The sequence below is a fragment of the Fructobacillus sp. CRL 2054 genome (genome assembly GCF_028764065.1).
Taxonomy (GTDB): domain Bacteria; phylum Bacillota; class Bacilli; order Lactobacillales; family Lactobacillaceae; genus Fructobacillus.
In genome coordinates, this window is record NZ_JACOFN010000001.1 from 114,714 (window position 1) to 130,809 (window position 16,096).

Genomic DNA, 16,096 nt, shown 5'->3' on the forward strand with positions numbered 1-16,096 from the left:
ACCTCCATTTGTTTTTTTCAAACAAAAAACCTACTCTTGTATCAAAACAAAAGTAGGCGTCATCACATTTTTTAAGCATGATAGCAAAGCGCACCGTTTAAAAAACGACAGTCCATGGAATCTTTTTCCATGTCCCAAGCCTTTACTCCCCCGAGCAAAGAACTTTCGGCGACCGCACCTTTTGTACCGGGTCTGCGTCTTGGGTAGACTCACCGGCAGGACTCATTTTGGTCGCAACCTCTTTGTTTGTATTTTTAGAATAGCATAACTAAATTTTACCGTCAACTCCGAAGAACTGTTGCCAGTGCTTAGCTTGTCGACAGTAAACCCCCGCTGACGTGCGGAAGAACCAGTAACCGAAGAGAGCGGAACCAATCAAAGTCGTTACCGACACATCGTAATCAACGATGGATGCGGCAGCCAAAATCAACCAGAAGAAAATCATGATGCCGGCCAGTGTTGTCTTCACCCAGTGTGCCAGTGGCAAGCGAACAATCAGCACCTGCTGAATCTGGAAGAGCAAGAAAGCCCAGAGCGCATTCGACAAAGCGGGCATCATCTGCAGCAAAACTGGGCCCTCATCCCAGTAGAAGAAGGTCAGAATTGACCAGGCCCAACACATAATAATCAAAATTGATGAGCAGGCTAAGGACCACCAGAAACCGACTTTGAAATCTAAGGCACGTAGAAAAGCTGCCCAAACAATGGTTAGTAACCAGGCCATCCAAAAATTCTTTAACAGGTAGGCAGGAACAATCAGAAAGCCCAGCTTTGAGTTTGCCAAAGTCTGAATGGCAATGGCGCCAACCGCGTCCAATAAGTTTAAAAGGGACGAATTAAACCGGAGCATCCCCGATAAGATAATAAAAATCAATAAAGCAAAGAGTGGTAAGAAACGTCTCTTTTTCAGTGGATAAATCAATGAATTTGCGACCTTTCGTCTAAATGTTGCATCCGTTCACTAAGGCTTCTTAACCAAAGTAGTTAATACCCATTGCTGCACGAACCTGCTTCATCGTTTCTTCAGCCTTAGTGTTAGCCTTTTCAGAACCGTCTTTCAGCATCTTCAAAACAGCGTCCATGTCCTTAGCAAGCTCCAAACGGCGTTCGCGGATTGGTGCGAGTTCGGCGTCCATCACGTCGAGCAAGTGCTTCTTCAACTTCATATCTCCAAGGCCACCACGTTGGTAGTGATCCTTCAATTCCTGAACACGCTTCTTGTCAGGATCAAAGATATCAAGGTAGGTGAAGACAACGTTACCTTCCACGTGGCCAGGATCTTCAACACGAATGTGTGTTGGGTCCGTGTACATGGACTTGACTTTTTTGGCCAAAGTCTCGTAGTCATCGGACAAGTAAATACCGTTGTTCAAAGACTTGGACATCTTCGCGTTACCATCGATACCAGGCAAACGTCCCTGTCCCTTTGGCGGGAAGACCCCTTCGGGCTCAACCAAGATGTCGGTGTGATAAGCGTTGTTGAATGAGCGAACCAGCTCACGTGTTTGTTCAATCATTGGCTTCTGGTCATCCCCAACTGGCACCTTTGTTGCCTTGAAGAGTGTGATATCAGCAGCCTGGGAAACAGGATAAGTCAAGAAACCAGCTGGAATACCATCACCAAATCCCTTTTGCTGGATTTCGGTTTTAACCGTTGGGTTTCGTTCCAAACGACCCAATGAAACTAAGTTCATGTAGAACATGGTCAATTCGGCCAAAGCTGGAATTTGTGACTGCACAAAAATCGTTGACTTCGTTGGATCAATGCCAACAGCCAAGTAATCCAGAGCCACTTCCGTCAATGACTTTTGAATTTTTTCTGGGTCACGAGCGTTATCAGTGAAAGCCTGTGTGTCGGCAATCATGATGTAAGGATCATAAATTCCCTCGTTTTGCATGGCCACACGATTCTTCAATGATCCGATGTAGTGCCCAATGTGCAATTTCCCAGTTGGTCGATCGCCAGTTAAATAGATTTCTTTTTCCATGGTTGCTTTTATTTCCCTTTATTTTCTAACCACTCTATTATATCGAATTGTATAAAGTCTTGCAGGATTGCTTTGTTATTGGTATATTATTAAGAATAAATTAAAACTATCTAATGAAAGCGAGGTCGGTACTATGAAATATGCAGTTGTTGGGGCAGGTGCCATGGGCTTGCGCTACGGTCTTTTACTCCAAGAAGTTGCTGGAAAAGAGGTTGAGTTCGTTGAACCAACCCAGGAATCAGTTGACAAGATCAAGGCTCAAGGAAACGTTGTTTACCAATCACGAGATCATGAGGACCGACATCCGGTCCCAGTAAAGATCTTCTCACCTGAAGAATACGAAGGTGATCCAGACGTTTGGATTTTCTTCATGAAGCAAATGCAGATGGAAGAAACTTTGAAGCGAATGGCACCCCACTTCAAGGACCACCAAGTGGCCGTGGGCGCGATGAATGGTATGGGCCACATCGAAAAGCTCCAATCCTACTTCAAGGATGACAAGATTATCGGTGGAACAGCCATGATTGCCACTATCTTGTCTGATTACGGTGACGTTGACTTCATCGGTAAGGCTAACTCAGGGGCTTCTGCCTACTCAAACTTGTCTGGTGTTAAAACCGCTGAAACTCAAGAGGTCATGGAAGACTTCCAAGCAGCCAATTTGAACCCTACCTACTCAAACAACTTTATGGGAACGTTGTTGACCAAGGTATTCTTCAACGCGGTTGAAAACTCAATTGCGACGATGTTCCAAGCTCGTATGGGAAACTTGTTGTCATACGACCAGTTCGTTCCAACCATCGCCAAGCCATTAGTTGACGAAGCCTACGATGCTGCAGCCGCAGCCGGCATTACCTTGCTTGAAACCCGTGAAGAAATGTTGGTTCAAGTTGACTACGTGGCCCGTGAAGTTGTGCCATTGCACTTCCCTTCCATGTACCAAGACTTCGTTAAGAATCGTCCAACAGAAGTTGATTACATCAACGGTTGGATTGCAGACTTAGCTGAAGAACACGGTGTTGCCGCGCCAACACAACGTTTCATCACTGGATTGGTTCACTTGGCCGAAGCCATGCGTGAATTCAATCCACCTGTTAACCAGTTGGAAGTAAAGTAATCCATTAAAAAAGCCCCTATAAAGGGGCTTTTTCTTTTGCCTATAATTTATAAATCAAGCAATCGACTATTAAAAATGCAAACAAAAAAGCCACAAGCAAATGCTTGCGACTCTTTAGTAGCCCGTGAGAGAATCGAACTCTCGATTCCGCCGTGAAAGGGCAGCGTCTTAGCCACTTGACCAACGGGCCATGGTCAGTTGTTGCTCGATATCGCTATCAAACAACTATGTTAGTATAGCAAGTAGACGCTACCCTCGTCAATAGGAAATCTAAATTTTTTTTATTTTAGTACCAATTGTATTGGTTGTGGTGTGCCAAAGCAGCTTGCGCTGAACCATAACGGTCGGCGATGTAAGCCTTCATGGCTTGCAACTGGTCTTGGTAATCCGCCGTGTTTCCACCATAGCGAGCACGCAATGATGGTGACAACTGTCCGATACCATAGTAAATACCGTTCGTAGCATTTACATTACCACCAGATTCCTTGTTAATAATTGCTTGCAAGGCAGCTTCTTCTGATGAATCAGTGCTTGCAGTTGAAGTATTAACAACAGTAGCTGATGATGAAGCTGAAGCAGCTTGTGCCTGTGCTTGCGCAGCGGCAGCTTGTGAAGCTTGTGCCTGTGAGTCAGCTTGGCTCTGAGCAGTTGCTGAATCAGCTTGTGCTTGTGAGTCGGCTTGACTTTGACTGTCGGTATTTGTTTGCGTGTTTTGTGTAGCAGCGGCAGTTCCCGTTGTCTTCAAAACCTGTCCAACTGACAACTTACTTGCATCTTGAATGTTGTTCAATGATGCCAAGTTATCAACCGTTGTGTTGAAGCGTTGTGCCAAAGTCCAAAGGTTATCACCTGATTGAACCGTGTAGCTTCCAGTGTTGTCATTTGAATCGGTAGTCGTTTGATTTGAATTATCTGAGTCGGTTTGGTCAATAACCAAGTTCTCACCAGTGTAAATCTGGTGAACGTTCTTGATGTTATTTTCCTTAGCTAATTGATCAACGCTGACGTTGTAATCTTTAGCGATGCTTGTCAACGTTTCGCCTGAGCGAATCGTGTGCTGCTTTGCGCTATTGGCAGAAGCAGCGTGGTGTCCCAAGGCAACTGATCCAGCAAGTCCTGCAGCAACTAACAACTTATTCTTAATAGTCATAGATGAATATCTCCTTTTCTGTAACTCATTTCAAGAGATGTTTCCACTTCCTGAACTTACTCTATGTCCTATGATACACCCCTAAAGTTTAAGTACACATTAAATATCCAAAAAAACTTTTAAAAAACATAAAAAAAGGACTAGCTTTTGCTAGTCCTTTTCACTTCTTATCGGCCTGAGCGAATAGAAGCAACGTGAATACGGTTAACAGCTCGCATCAATGCGACTTGAGCCATCTTGATTTCACGGTTATCGTTAACCTTTTGCGCTTCGGCCAAGCGTGCTTGCGCACGTTCCTTGGCACTTTTAGCACGATCAACATCAATATCATCAGCAACTTCAGCTGAATCTGCAATAACCGTCAATAGGTTATGTGAAAATTCAGCAACCCCACCGTTAACGGCAAGTGATCGCTTCTGATCATCTTTTTTAACAATCATTTCATCAATGGCTAAGGCTGCCAAAATTGGCTCGTGCCCCGCCATGATTCCCATCTGGCCACCCTTAGTGTTAATAACGGCGATTTCGGATCCAGATTGATCAAAAACTTGACCATCTGGCGTCACGATTCTCACTGTAATACCAGTCTGTTGTTGTTCTTGTTCAGCCATGGATTACCCCCTTATTGGGCCATTGACTTCGCCTTATCCACCACTTGTTCGATGGGACCGACGTTACGGAAGGCATCTTCAGGTAGGTCATCGTACTTACCATCCAAAATTTCCTTGAATGAGCGAACTGTCTCAGCGATTTGGACATATTCACCCTTCACGCCAGTGAAGGTTTCAGCAACAGCGAATGGTTGTGAAAGGAAGAATTGAATACGACGGGCCCGGTTAACCGTAACCTTTTCTTCGTCTGACAATTCATCCATACCCAAAATGGCGATGATGTCTTGCAATTCACGGTAACGCTGGAGCGTCCGTTGAACTTCAGTTGCCACTTCGTAGTGTTCTTGTCCAACCACTTCTGGGTCCAAGGCTGAAGACGTTGATGCCAAAGGATCAACGGCTGGGTAGATACCTTGTTGCGTCAATGAACGCTCCAAGTTAGTCGTAGCATCCAAGTGGGCGAAAGTCGTGGCAGGAGCAGGGTCAGTATAATCATCAGCAGGCACATAAACGGCCTGGATTGATGTAACGGCCCCCTTCTTCGTTGACGTGATTCGTTCTTGGAGCTTACCCATTTCAGAAGCCAATGTTGGTTGGTATCCAACGGCTGATGGGATACGTCCCAACAAGGCTGAAACTTCTGAACCGGCCTGTGTGAAACGATAGATGTTGTCGATAAAGAGCAAAACATCTTTTCCTTCGTTATCACGGAAGGATTCGGCCATTGTCAAACCTGTCAAGGCAACACGCATACGTGCGCCAGGAGGTTCGTTCATCTGACCATAAACCATGGCAGTTTGCTTCAAAACACCAGATTCCTTCATTTCGTGGTACATGTCGTTACCTTCACGGGTACGTTCCCCGACACCAGTAAAGACAGAAATACCATTATGACCCTGGGCGATGTTGTGAATCAACTCTTGAATCAAAACGGTTTTACCAACACCGGCACCACCGAATAATCCAACTTTTCCACCACGAATGTATGGCGCCAACAAATCGATAACCTTGATACCTGTTTCGAGAATCTCTCGAGAAGTTGTCAATTCATCGTATTCAGGGGCTGCCCGGTGGATTGGGTGACGTTCAACAGAATCGTCAATGGCACCAGCGTTATCAACTGGTTGACCCAAAACGTTGAAGACACGACCCAAAGTTGCTTCCCCAACGGGAACTTCAATTGGCTTACCAGTGTCTTGAACAGCCATGCCGCGCTGCAACCCATCCGTTCCGTCCATGGCAATGGTACGGACAACACCGTTTCCCAAGGCCAATGAAACTTCGACGGTCAAAGTCTTGTCATCCCCTAATTGAACCAACAAAGCATTGTTGATTTCAGGAATTTCAACTCCTTCATCAAAGGCCACATCAACGACTGGACCGATCACTTGTACGACTTTTCCAGTAGTCATGCTTGTTTCCTTTCTGTGTTAACGGTGTTAAACACCGCCCTCAATTTCTTATTCCAAAGCGACCATACCACCGGTAATTTCGGTGATTTCAGTCGTAATCTGTGACTGACGAGCACGGTTGTACTGCAAACTAAGTGTTGAGATCAAATCATCAGCAGAGTCAGTTGCAGAAGACATCGCTGTCGATGAAGCGGCGTGCTCAGTTGTTTTAGCATCGAGCAAGGCCTCAAAGACAAGGGACTGAATATACTGTGGCAAAACCACGTTTAAAACAGTCGCTGTATCCGGCTCAGAATCGTAGGCAGACATCGTATCGAAAGATTGTTCCTGCCCGTCTTCATCCTCTTGTTCCTTGGTTTCTTCAACAACTTCACGTGTCAACGGAAGCAATTGGACGTTTCGTTGGTCCGCTTGCAAACGGTTAATGAAGTGGTTGTAGACCATGTGCAAAGAGTCAAAGGCTTCGGCTTCATAAAGGGAAATCACAGTCTTTAGAACCTGACGAACCTCGTTAAAGGTAGGCACATCCGATAGACCGCGGTGTTCCAAGGCAACGGTAAAGCCACGCTTCTTATAAAAGTCGGCACCGTTACCCCCGATAGCCAAAATCACAGTGTTTTCTGGCGTTAAGTTGTGTTCCTTCATCAAGGCGTTTGTTTTCTTGATGATGTTGGCGTTGTATGACCCTACCAAACCACGATCAGAAGTTACAAGCAAGATTCCCGTTTTCTTAACAGGACGCTTAGCAACCATTGGCAAATGGGATGAATCAACGTTATCCAAGACGTGTGCTTCAATCAAATGTGAAACAACGGCTTTTAGACGGTAGGCATACTCATGGTAGCCCTTCGTCGAACGTTGAATTTGGCTCAACTTTGCAGTTGAAACCATCTGCATGGCTGACGTAATCTGACGAGTTTTCTTGGTAGAAGCAATTCGCCGCTTAATATCTTGTAAAGAAGCCATTTTGCCTCCTTTTATTTGTCAGCTGAAGAGCCTGTGTAGCTATCCTTAAAGGTCTTCACTGCAGCATCCATCTTATCGGTGTCAGGCAATTGCTTTGTTGTCACGATTTCGTTCAACAAATCCTTTTGACTAGCATCCAAGTAAGCGATGAATTCATCTTGGAAGTGTTGGATGTCAGAAACAGCAACATCGTCCAAGTAACCATGAGTCAATGCATACAAAACGAAGACTTGGTGTTGAACAGCCATTGGCTTGTGCAATGGTTGCTTCAAAACTTCAACCGTTCGCTTACCACGGTTCAACTTAGCCTGCGTTGCCGCATCCAAATCAGAACCGAACTGGGCAAATGATTCCAATTCACGGTATGAAGCAAGGTCCAAACGCAATGTTCCGGAAACCTTCTTCATAGCCTTGATTTGAGCATCTCCACCAACACGAGAAACAGAAGTTCCGGCATCGATGGCAGGACGTACACCAGCGTAGAACTGGTCGGCATCCAAGAAAATCTGTCCATCAGTAATTGAAATAACGTTGGTTGGGATATATGCAGACACATCACCAGCTTGCGTTTCAATAATTGGCAAGGCCGTCATTGATCCACCACCTAGTTCGTCTGACAACTTGGCCGCACGTTCAAGCAAACGTGAGTGCAAGTAGAAGACATCCCCAGGATAGGCTTCACGACCAGGTGGACGACGAAGAATCAAAGATATCTCACGGTATGCCGTTGCTTGCTTTGATAGGTCATCAAAGACAATCAAGACATGCTTACCGTTGTACATGAATTCTTCACCCATTGCTGCCCCAGCATATGGTGCCAGGTAAAGCAAAGCAGCTGCTTCAGCAGGCCCTGCATTAACAACAATGGTGTAGTCCATTGCGCCCATCTTCTTGAGCGTTTCAACTTGTTCACGAACCGTTGAGTCCTTTTGACCAACCGCTACGTAAATAACGATCATGTCTTGGTCTTTTTGGTTCAAGATAGTATCAACGGCAATTGATGTTTTACCTGTCTTACGATCACCAATGATCAACTCACGCTGACCACGACCGATTGGGACAAGGGCATCAATGGCCTTGATTCCAGTTTGCAATGGTTCTGAGACTGACTTACGAGCCATGACACCTGGTGCCTTGGCTTCGACAGGTCGAGTCTTTGTAGTATTTAGGTCGCCTAATCCATCAATGGGTTGTCCCAAAGCGTTGACGACACGCCCAATCAATTCTTCACCAACAGGAACTTCCATTACGTGTCCTGTTCGCTTAACTGTATCCCCTTCACGAATACCTTCTGAGGAACCTAAGACAATGATTCCAACTTCAGATTCTTCAAGGTTTTGGACCATACCGTAGGCACCGTTGTTAAAGGTAACCAATTCACCAGAAAGAGCGTTAGCCAAGCCTGTTGCTCGGGCAACACCATCACCAATGTAGGTAATTGTTCCAATTTCTTCTACAGTCAGTTTTGTGTCGAACTTTTCGAGCTGCTGCTTAATTAAAGCAGAAATTTCTTCAGCTTGAATCGCCATGTCTTTTCCTCACTAACCTAGTAACTCTGCCTTCAATTTGGCAATTTTCGTCTTCAGCGATCCGTCAATTAAAATTGACTTGGATTGCATGGACACACCAGCGACCAATTCTGGGTCGACTGTATAGGTTGCTTCAACCTTTTTTGCCCCGCTTTGCTTTTGGAAAGCCTTAGCCAATCGTTCCTTTTGATTATCATCAACTGCCACGGCTGAAGTGATTACAACACTTTCAATACCTTGGCTTTGCTGATAAAGCTCAAAAAATCGATTAACCACTGCACCGAACAATGCGAAGTGGTGGTGACTCAACAAAATCTTTGTTAAGTTCACAACACCTTGGTTAGCACCCTTGGTTAATGTATCCAATAAGGAGACTTGGTCTTCTTCTGAAATCGTTTGCGCGGATAGCAAAGCCGTTAATTTCGGATTCTTTGCTACCACATCGTTCACGACTTTCAAGTCAGCCAGTAGGCTGTCAAAAGAATCTTGATCGGAGCCGTACGCCAAAAGCGCTTCGGCGTATTGTTCGACCACTTTTTCCTTTTTGTTAGCCATCTGTCCTCCTTACTGCTCGCCTAATTCTGCTAAGTAAGCATCAATTAAGGCGCGCTGGTCATCAGCAGATAATTCTTTTTGAATCAACTTGGAAGCGATGGTTACAGACAAGTCTGCCACGTCCTTCTTGGCCGTGTTCATCGCATCGTTCTTCATCTGAACAGCATCTTCTTGGGCTGATTGGCGCATGCCAGCAACCTGCGTGTTTGCCGCTTGAATCAATGAATCAGATTGTGCCTGAGCTGATTTCTTAGCCGTCTCAATCATTTGACTCGCTTGGTTCTTTGATTCAGAAAGTTCCTTTTGACGTTGTTCAACCAAGGAAGCAGCATCTTTGCTCTTTTGTTGAGCGTCATCTAAGTCCTTGTTAATCTTATCCGCACGTTGGTCTAAGACCTGTGTCAAAGGTCCGTAGGCCACCTTCTTCAAAATGACCATTAGTAGGAGGAAGGCAACAATAATAAAGACCATATCGCCAAGTGGCATCGCCTTTGTCATTAATAATGTTTGCGCCATCTTTTATCTCCTCTAAGGATTCCTCTTACTTGTTGATCAAAGTAAAGGCCATACCAACAACGATAATTGGCAAGGCTTCGGCCAAGGCCAATCCAAGGAAGGCACGTGACAAAAGCTTCCCAGCCAATTCAGGTTGGCGAGACATTCCGGCCAAAAACTGTGAGTACATCACACCAACACCGATACCACCACCAATGGCGGCTCCGGCAAAGGCGATTCCAGCTGCAATAACACCTAAGTTATGTAAATCCATTTGCTTTCTCCTTTAGTTACGAAAGAGCTTTCTTCTACTATTGGATGATAACGGTCCCCCGCGTCTGCTACTAGCAGTAGTTCCACACTACTCTTCGCCAGATAACTGTGCCGTAAAAACGGCTGTTAACATAACGAAAACGTAGGCCTGGATGCCACCGATTAGTAATGAGAAGGCCTGCCAGGCCATCTCAAGCGGCAAAGCAATAATCCAGCCAAATCCATGTAATGAAAAGGCCATGCTTGCTAGCAAATTCAACATTAATTCACCAGCAAAGATATTTCCAAAGAGTCGCAAAGCCAGTGTCAAAAAGTTTGTCACCTGCTCAACGAAGTTCAATGGGAACAGTGCTGCGTAAGGCTTCAAGAACATGTTCTTGAGATAGCCGCCCAATCCGAGGGTCTTAATACCCGTTGCATTGGCTAACATAATTGACATGATAGCCAAACTAAAGGCAATTAAAGGATCCGCCGTTGGCGATTTAATCAAAGTCACGTCAGATGCTGTTTTCACTTGCAGCAATAATCCCATCTCGTTTGAAACTACTAAGAAAAGGAATAACGTGAAGCTGTACAGACCAAACTGACGAGCCAAATTGCTTGGCAATTGGTCTCCCAGAATTCCCCTAACAAAGTCCAACACATATTCAATCACGTTTTGACCACGCGTTGGTCGAATTGACACCTTCCGGGTAAGGAAGACAGCCAACAAGACAACAACGCTCATAGCCAACAAGGTTGAAAGCACTGTTGTCCAGGTAAAGGTCAACCCTAAGAAAGAAAATGTTGATGTCGGTTCATCCATCGGTTTTCTCCTTTCTACAATTTTCTATTTTGACGCAAGACATCATTCTTATCACTCAAAATATACCCCAATAATACGCTCACTATATTCTAAATACAAGGGATTTTGTGCCATTTTCACAACTAAATGAGATATTTTTATTAAAAAAAGAAATAAATGAGACAAAATAATAAAAGTGTTGGAAATGCCTATAAATAGCTATCCAACAGTCTTATAAAAGTGTTTATTAAAAAGAATCGTATGAAAAAATACTAAAATTGCTTAATTAGAATGAACTTTTTTAGCAATTTTGTGAAAGTACAATCAAAAATGAAAAGCCATTCATTCGAATGGCTTTTCTATCTCGTTATTTACTCTCTTTTGGGAGAATTAAATTCAGAACAATTCCAAGAACAGTTGCAATAGCTACTCCTGAAAAATCAACTTCTGATAAAAGCTGCAGGTGGAAATTTCCAATTCCAACAACCAAGACCGGTCCAGCAATCAACAGGTTTCGCTTCTTACCGTAATCAATGCGGTTATCTACCATTACCTGAATACCGGCAGCAGCAATCACACCGTACAACATAAGGCCAACACCGCCAGTGACAGCTCCCGGAACAGAACGAATTAAAGCAGCTAACTTCCCGATAAAGGCAAAGATTGAAGCAAAACAGGCAGCTCCCGCAATTACCCATACTGAGAAAACACGGGAGAGTTGCATGACACCGATGTTTTCACCATAAGAAGTTAGGGCCGGTCCACCAACCAATCCAGCAAAGACAGAGGCTAATCCGTCCCCCGCCAAAGTCTTACTCAAACCAGGATCTTTAAAGAAGTCGTGCCCAGTGACTTTCTTCAACACAAGCAAGTGGCCCAGATGTTCGGATAGGGTCACCAAAACCAGGGGCATCATGGTTAACATGGCCATTGGATAGAAGTGAGCCGCGTGCTTAGCCGAACCGGCAAAGAAAAAGTCAAAATGAGGAAGGGAGAACCAATCGGCTTGTACCACTGGGGAAAAGTCGACTAATCCGAAGAGTAATGCACAGATGTAACCGATGATGATTCCGAGTAACACCGGAATTAATCCCAGAAAACCTTTTAAATAGAAGTTACAAAAAATCGTAACCAGTAAAGTCACTCCGGCAACGATGAAGGCGCGCATGTCATACTGCCCATTAATCTGCGTACCAGATTCAGCCGCCGTCTGAGCGAGTGACAAACCAATCACCATAATAACTGGTCCAACCACTTCCGGTGGGAAGATTTTATCAATCCAAGCCGTTCCCGCCTTCGAAACGATCAAGGCAATGACAAGGTAGCAGAGACCAACTGAAACAACCCCCTGCCCGACGGCTGAATAACCAACCGTCTTCATCATCGAAACCATTGGAATAATAAAGGCAAAGGAAGACCCCATGTAGGCTGGTACACGACCGTGGGTCGTTAGCAAATGAATCAATGTTCCAACACCAGAAGCAAAGAGTGCAACGGCTGGATCAAGACCCACTAACAGAGGTACTAAGATGGTTGCACCAAACATTGAGAATAAATGCTGCAAGGATAAACCGATAAATGGCAGCAGCGGTGGTCGGTCATACAAGTTATAAACCGCTTGTTCGCTCTCGACAGTCTTTTTCATTTCATATTCTCCAGAATTATAAAATCGTATTTTTGCTCAAAAAAAATCACCGAAACAATATCGGTGATTCAAAAGGCCGAATTACTTCAAAACCTTCTTTGAATTGATCGTCAAATCAGCAGCCAAATCGTAAACGATTGGTTGTCCGTTAGCGATTTCAACATTCAAGATGTCGTCATCTGAAATGTTTTCCAAGTGCTTAACCAAAGCACGGAGTGAGTTACCGTGGGCAGCAATCACAACATCCTTACCAGCTGCCAAATCCTTCTTGATCTTAGCATCCCAGAAAGGCAATACACGTTCCAAAGTAACCTTCAAGTTTTCACCCAATGGCAATTCACCGTAAGGTACATCAGCGTAACGTGCGTCAAAGGCAGGGTAAGTCTTACCTTCAACTTCAACAGTTTCTTCATAGTTGTCCAAAAGTGGAGGCAAAACATCGTATGAACGACGCCAGATGTGAACTTGGTCTTCACCGTACTTTTCAGCAGCGGCAGCCTTGTTCTTACCCTGCAAAGCACCGTAGTGACGTTCATTCAAACGCCATGACTTTTCTTCAGGAACGTAAAGTTGACCAGCTTCTTCCAAAGCGTAGTGCAAAGTCGTGATGGCACGAGTCAAAACTGAAGTGTAGGCTTGGTCGAATTCGATGCCTTCTGCCTTCAACAATTCACCTGCGTGCTTAGCTTGTTCGATACCTTGTTCAGACAACTTTGTGTCCACCCAACCATTAAACAAGTTCAATGCGTTCCATTCACTTTGTCCGTGACGGATCAAAACTAATTTTGCCATGTTCTAGCTCCTTTTTTGCTTGAAATGATTCTTGCTTATTATACAACATTCAGGTGCCCCTTTGCAGTATCCGAGCAAAAGAAAAAGCCCGGACAAATGTCCGAGCTTTTCAAACTTAATTAAAGAATTAAGCCTTGTTGATGTTAACAGCTTGCAATCCGCGGTCTGAGTTTTCAACTTCAAACGTAACGTCTTGTCCGTCTTCCAAAGTCTTGAATCCGTCGCCTTGGATAGCTGAGAAGTGTGCAAAGACATCTTCACCGTTTTCGCGAGTGATGAAGCCGTAGCCCTTTTCGCTGTTAAACCACTTTACTGTACCTTTTTCCATGATTGTTTCTCCTTTGGGTCATCCCATCTGTGTCATGTAAATAAATAAGATGTTTTTGGTATGACGCCTTTCGAAAAAAACAAATCAAAATCAAAATTCAAACTTAATTTACAAGTTAACTATAACATAGCCAACCCCACTTTACAACGAAGTGATTCTATAAATATTACAATTATTACAGAATTTAAACGGCTGATTTTTGAATATTATGAATTAGATAAAATGTTTTTGTAATAAGAAACTGCATCGCGAGCTGCTTGATCAGGGTCCGTTGCTGCCGTTTCCTTATTTTGCTTCATCCATGAAATGAAATCAGGATCAGAAACCTTAGCAGACAAAACCGCCTTCAACTTAGCACCATCTTGAGCAGACAAGGCAATCCAAGTAGCTGGCACTTGGTAAGTCACAACCTTTGACTTCACGTCGTGGTTGTTACCAGCCCAACCAAAGAGGAACTTGTAAAAGTCGTTCTTGTAAACGTATTCCTTGGTTGTGGTTACTTGGAAGGCCTGGTTACCATCAACGTTTTGGATTTGCGTTGACGTCTTCAAATCAGGCTTTGCAACCGTCGTCTTCTTGGCATCAGACTTGGCCTTATAAACAAAGGCCTTTTCACGACCAGAAGTACCAACAGGCTGGTAGGCCAAGACACCGTAAGTGTTTTGGTCTTGCGCTGAGTAAATTTGAACCTTAGCCGTCTTTGTCTTCACGTCCATACCATAGTGATCGTGAGCGTTCGCCACAATCAAGACGATGGATAAGGCAACAAGGGCAAAGGAAACCAAAGTTGATACCACACGTACTGGACGGTTCTTAATCAACATCAATGATAGGAAGGCCAGAATAACAAAAAGAATAAATAGAATAATAATCATCTTAGTTCTCCTTTTCTTCCTTGCGTACGACTTTACCGTTAATCATAAAGACTGACAAAGCCAAGGCCGCAATGGCAAAGAGGGCTGCCACGAAGAATGACATGTGGAAACCGTCCAAGGTAGCATCAATGGCCTTTGAAGCATAAGACAATGGGTCCTGCGTCTTCAAGGCTGCCTTAGGCATGTTATTGTTTGCAACTGATTGCATAACAGAAGCCAAGATGGCCGTTCCAAGTGAAGCGGCAATCTGACGAATCGTGTTGTTCACGGCAGTACCCTGAGCAGTATCTGTACGAGGCAAGACACTCATGGCTGCAGATGTCAAAGGCATCATCGTGAAGGCAACACCGGCCATACGAACCATGTACAAAGCGGTGATGTAAATGGTTGGCGTTTCGGCAGTCAAGTAGTAGTAAGGCAAGGTTGCCATGGCAACCAAGGCGAATCCGAAGATGGCCAAGCGCTTAGCACCAATTTTGTCGTAGAAAGAACCGGCAATTGGTGAGATCAATCCCATCATCATAGCACCAGGTAGCAAAGTCAAACCAGAATCAAGGGCTGACAATCCGCGTACCATTTGCATGTATGAAGGCAAAACCATTTCGACACCAATCATGGCGATGAAAGTCAATGAAACAAGGGTTGTCGTCAAAGCAAACTGCTTGTTCATGAAGAGCTTCATGTCCAAGAATGGCTTTTCCATGTGGAACTGGTGACGAGTGAATTCGGCAATAATCAAAGCACCAACAATGATTGGGGCGATAACGTAGCTAAATGAATCCCATCCGTGGTTTGAAACCATGGCGAAACCATAGAGCAAAGCACCGAATCCAAGGGTTGATTCAATCAATGAACGAATGTCCAGGGTAACCTGCTTCGTTTCCAATACGTTCTTAAAGTAGAAAATTGAAAGGAAGAAAACGATGACGGCAAGTGGCAAAACCATGGCAAAGATTGAACGCCAGTCCCCACCGATGCTCATACCAAGGAATTCGTGCTTACCATCCAAGATCCAACCAGTCAAAGTAGGTCCGATGGCTGGTGCCATTCCGATAACCAAACCGATTGAACCCATAGCCTTTCCTCGTGATTCTTCTGAGAAAAGTGTCAATGCAACAACCTGCATCAAAGGCATAACGATACCAGCCGCAACGGCTTGCAAGCCACGGGCTACCATCATCATCCAGAATTCAGACGTTGGTGCTGTCCAAGCCATGAAAGTTCCTACAATATAAACAGCCAAGGCTGACAAGTAGAGGTACTTCGTTGGAATTCGTGTTGTTAAATAGGCTGAAACGGGCATCATAATCCCGTTCACCATCAAGAAAATCGTCGTCAACCACTGTACGGTGGCTGAATCAACGTCAAAGGCTGTCATCAATGCTGGCAAGGCCGTTCCCAATGAGGTCTGCATCAAGATGATCACAAAAGACCCGATCATCAGCAAGGCCATCATGGCAATTTTATTTACCGGTTGCCCGGCTGTTTCTTTATTTTTCGCCATTTCTTCCTCCAAAATTGTTAAGAAATAATCCAGATAGGTATACTACTGCTAAAAAAATCAAAAGTCAACAAA

General features: G+C 44.5%; 17 protein-coding genes, 1 tRNA gene and 1 riboswitch. Of the genes, 1 reads left to right on the forward strand and 17 read right to left on the reverse strand.

Annotated features, from left to right (window positions below; all coding sequences use genetic code 11):
* Positions 1–78: 78 nt before the first annotated feature.
* Positions 79–251: riboswitch (Lysine riboswitch) on the reverse strand.
* 17 nt (positions 252–268) lie between these two features.
* Together H7198_RS00635 and trpS are read right to left on the reverse strand one after the other, a co-directional pair.
* Complete coding sequence (locus tag H7198_RS00635) at positions 269–874, reverse strand: hypothetical protein (RefSeq protein ID WP_274457803.1); 606 nt, start codon at positions 872–874, stop codon at positions 269–271.
* Between the two features lie 97 nt (positions 875–971).
* A complete protein-coding gene (trpS, locus tag H7198_RS00640) occupies positions 972–1,988 on the reverse strand; it encodes a tryptophan--tRNA ligase (RefSeq protein ID WP_274457805.1) in 1,017 nt (338 codons plus the stop codon).
* 133 nt (positions 1,989–2,121) lie between these two features.
* Here trpS and H7198_RS00645 point away from each other — a divergent pair, with 133 nt between their 5' ends.
* Positions 2,122–3,105, forward strand: a complete 984-nt coding sequence (locus H7198_RS00645) for a ketopantoate reductase family protein (RefSeq protein WP_274457807.1) — start codon at positions 2,122–2,124, stop codon at positions 3,103–3,105.
* Between the two features lie 118 nt (positions 3,106–3,223).
* Here H7198_RS00645 and H7198_RS00650 read toward each other — a convergent pair.
* The 15 genes from H7198_RS00650 to H7198_RS00720 all read right to left on the reverse strand — a co-directional run bounded on the left by H7198_RS00650 (position 3,224) and on the right by H7198_RS00720 (position 16,024).
* A tRNA-Glu gene (locus H7198_RS00650) sits at positions 3,224–3,295 on the reverse strand.
* Positions 3,296–3,391: 96 nt separating this feature from the next.
* Positions 3,392–4,255 carry a LysM peptidoglycan-binding domain-containing protein gene (locus H7198_RS00655; RefSeq protein WP_274457810.1) on the reverse strand — a complete coding sequence of 288 codons (864 nt, stop codon included), beginning with the start codon at positions 4,253–4,255 and terminating at the stop codon, positions 3,392–3,394.
* Positions 4,256–4,422: 167 nt separating this feature from the next.
* Complete coding sequence (locus tag H7198_RS00660; protein WP_274457812.1) at positions 4,423–4,866, reverse strand: F0F1 ATP synthase subunit epsilon; 444 nt, start codon at positions 4,864–4,866, stop codon at positions 4,423–4,425.
* Between the two features lie 11 nt (positions 4,867–4,877).
* Positions 4,878–6,278 carry a F0F1 ATP synthase subunit beta gene (gene atpD / locus H7198_RS00665; RefSeq protein WP_274457814.1) on the reverse strand — a complete coding sequence of 467 codons (1,401 nt, stop codon included), beginning with the start codon at positions 6,276–6,278 and terminating at the stop codon, positions 4,878–4,880.
* A 48-nt stretch (positions 6,279–6,326) separates the two neighbouring features.
* Complete coding sequence (locus tag H7198_RS00670) at positions 6,327–7,244, reverse strand: F0F1 ATP synthase subunit gamma (RefSeq protein WP_274457815.1); 918 nt, start codon at positions 7,242–7,244, stop codon at positions 6,327–6,329.
* Positions 7,245–7,255: 11 nt separating this feature from the next.
* Positions 7,256–8,773, reverse strand: a complete 1,518-nt coding sequence (gene atpA / locus H7198_RS00675) for a F0F1 ATP synthase subunit alpha (RefSeq protein ID WP_091503137.1) — start codon at positions 8,771–8,773, stop codon at positions 7,256–7,258.
* 12 nt (positions 8,774–8,785) lie between these two features.
* Entirely contained in the window at positions 8,786–9,328 is a 543-nt protein-coding gene (gene atpH, locus H7198_RS00680) for an ATP synthase F1 subunit delta (RefSeq protein WP_274457818.1), read from the reverse strand.
* Between the two features lie 9 nt (positions 9,329–9,337).
* Positions 9,338–9,844, reverse strand: coding sequence for a F0F1 ATP synthase subunit B (atpF, locus tag H7198_RS00685; RefSeq protein WP_274457820.1), 507 nt, complete (start codon positions 9,842–9,844; stop codon positions 9,338–9,340).
* Positions 9,845–9,869: 25 nt separating this feature from the next.
* Positions 9,870–10,097, reverse strand: a complete 228-nt coding sequence (gene atpE / locus H7198_RS00690) for an ATP synthase F0 subunit C (RefSeq protein ID WP_274457822.1) — start codon at positions 10,095–10,097, stop codon at positions 9,870–9,872.
* An 87-nt stretch (positions 10,098–10,184) separates the two neighbouring features.
* Entirely contained in the window at positions 10,185–10,901 is a 717-nt protein-coding gene (gene atpB, locus H7198_RS00695; RefSeq protein ID WP_274457824.1) for a F0F1 ATP synthase subunit A, read from the reverse strand.
* A 346-nt stretch (positions 10,902–11,247) separates the two neighbouring features.
* Complete coding sequence (locus H7198_RS00700) at positions 11,248–12,525, reverse strand: solute carrier family 23 protein (protein ID WP_274457826.1); 1,278 nt, start codon at positions 12,523–12,525, stop codon at positions 11,248–11,250.
* An 81-nt stretch (positions 12,526–12,606) separates the two neighbouring features.
* Complete coding sequence (gpmA, locus tag H7198_RS00705; protein WP_274457828.1) at positions 12,607–13,317, reverse strand: 2,3-diphosphoglycerate-dependent phosphoglycerate mutase; 711 nt, start codon at positions 13,315–13,317, stop codon at positions 12,607–12,609.
* Between the two features lie 127 nt (positions 13,318–13,444).
* Positions 13,445–13,645 (reverse strand): cold-shock protein, encoded by a 201-nt coding sequence (locus tag H7198_RS00710; RefSeq protein ID WP_091503150.1) that lies wholly within the window; start codon positions 13,643–13,645, stop codon positions 13,445–13,447.
* A 206-nt stretch (positions 13,646–13,851) separates the two neighbouring features.
* On the reverse strand, positions 13,852–14,520 hold the full coding sequence (locus H7198_RS00715; protein WP_274457832.1) for a DUF4811 domain-containing protein: 669 nt from the start codon (positions 14,518–14,520) through the stop codon (positions 13,852–13,854).
* A 1-nt stretch (position 14,521) separates the two neighbouring features.
* Positions 14,522–16,024 (reverse strand): MDR family MFS transporter, encoded by a 1,503-nt coding sequence (locus H7198_RS00720; protein WP_274457834.1) that lies wholly within the window; start codon positions 16,022–16,024, stop codon positions 14,522–14,524.
* Between the last annotated feature and the right edge of the window lie 72 nt (positions 16,025–16,096).

What these genes read in the sequence shown, in the direction of transcription:
- trpS (WP_274457805.1), bottom strand. Translation starts at nt 1,988, where the DNA reads ATGGAAAAAGAAATCTATTTAACTGGCGATCGACCAACTGGGAAATTG.
- H7198_RS00645 (WP_274457807.1), top strand. Translation starts at nt 2,122, where the DNA reads ATGAAATATGCAGTTGTTGGGGCAGGTGCCATGGGCTTGCGCTACGGT.
- H7198_RS00655 (WP_274457810.1), bottom strand. Translation starts at nt 4,255, where the DNA reads ATGACTATTAAGAATAAGTTGTTAGTTGCTGCAGGACTTGCTGGATCA.
- H7198_RS00660 (WP_274457812.1), bottom strand. Translation starts at nt 4,866, where the DNA reads ATGGCTGAACAAGAACAACAACAGACTGGTATTACAGTGAGAATCGTG.
- atpD (WP_274457814.1), bottom strand. Translation starts at nt 6,278, where the DNA reads ATGACTACTGGAAAAGTCGTACAAGTGATCGGTCCAGTCGTTGATGTG.
- H7198_RS00670 (WP_274457815.1), bottom strand. Translation starts at nt 7,244, where the DNA reads ATGGCTTCTTTACAAGATATTAAGCGGCGAATTGCTTCTACCAAGAAA.
- atpA (WP_091503137.1), bottom strand. Translation starts at nt 8,773, where the DNA reads ATGGCGATTCAAGCTGAAGAAATTTCTGCTTTAATTAAGCAGCAGCTC.
- atpH (WP_274457818.1), bottom strand. Translation starts at nt 9,328, where the DNA reads ATGGCTAACAAAAAGGAAAAAGTGGTCGAACAATACGCCGAAGCGCTT.
- atpF (WP_274457820.1), bottom strand. Translation starts at nt 9,844, where the DNA reads ATGGCGCAAACATTATTAATGACAAAGGCGATGCCACTTGGCGATATG.
- atpE (WP_274457822.1), bottom strand. Translation starts at nt 10,097, where the DNA reads ATGGATTTACATAACTTAGGTGTTATTGCAGCTGGAATCGCCTTTGCC.
- atpB (WP_274457824.1), bottom strand. Translation starts at nt 10,901, where the DNA reads ATGGATGAACCGACATCAACATTTTCTTTCTTAGGGTTGACCTTTACC.
- H7198_RS00700 (WP_274457826.1), bottom strand. Translation starts at nt 12,525, where the DNA reads ATGAAAAAGACTGTCGAGAGCGAACAAGCGGTTTATAACTTGTATGAC.
- gpmA (WP_274457828.1), bottom strand. Translation starts at nt 13,317, where the DNA reads ATGGCAAAATTAGTTTTGATCCGTCACGGACAAAGTGAATGGAACGCA.
- H7198_RS00710 (WP_091503150.1), bottom strand. Translation starts at nt 13,645, where the DNA reads ATGGAAAAAGGTACAGTAAAGTGGTTTAACAGCGAAAAGGGCTACGGC.
- H7198_RS00715 (WP_274457832.1), bottom strand. Translation starts at nt 14,520, where the DNA reads ATGATTATTATTCTATTTATTCTTTTTGTTATTCTGGCCTTCCTATCA.
- H7198_RS00720 (WP_274457834.1), bottom strand. Translation starts at nt 16,024, where the DNA reads ATGGCGAAAAATAAAGAAACAGCCGGGCAACCGGTAAATAAAATTGCC.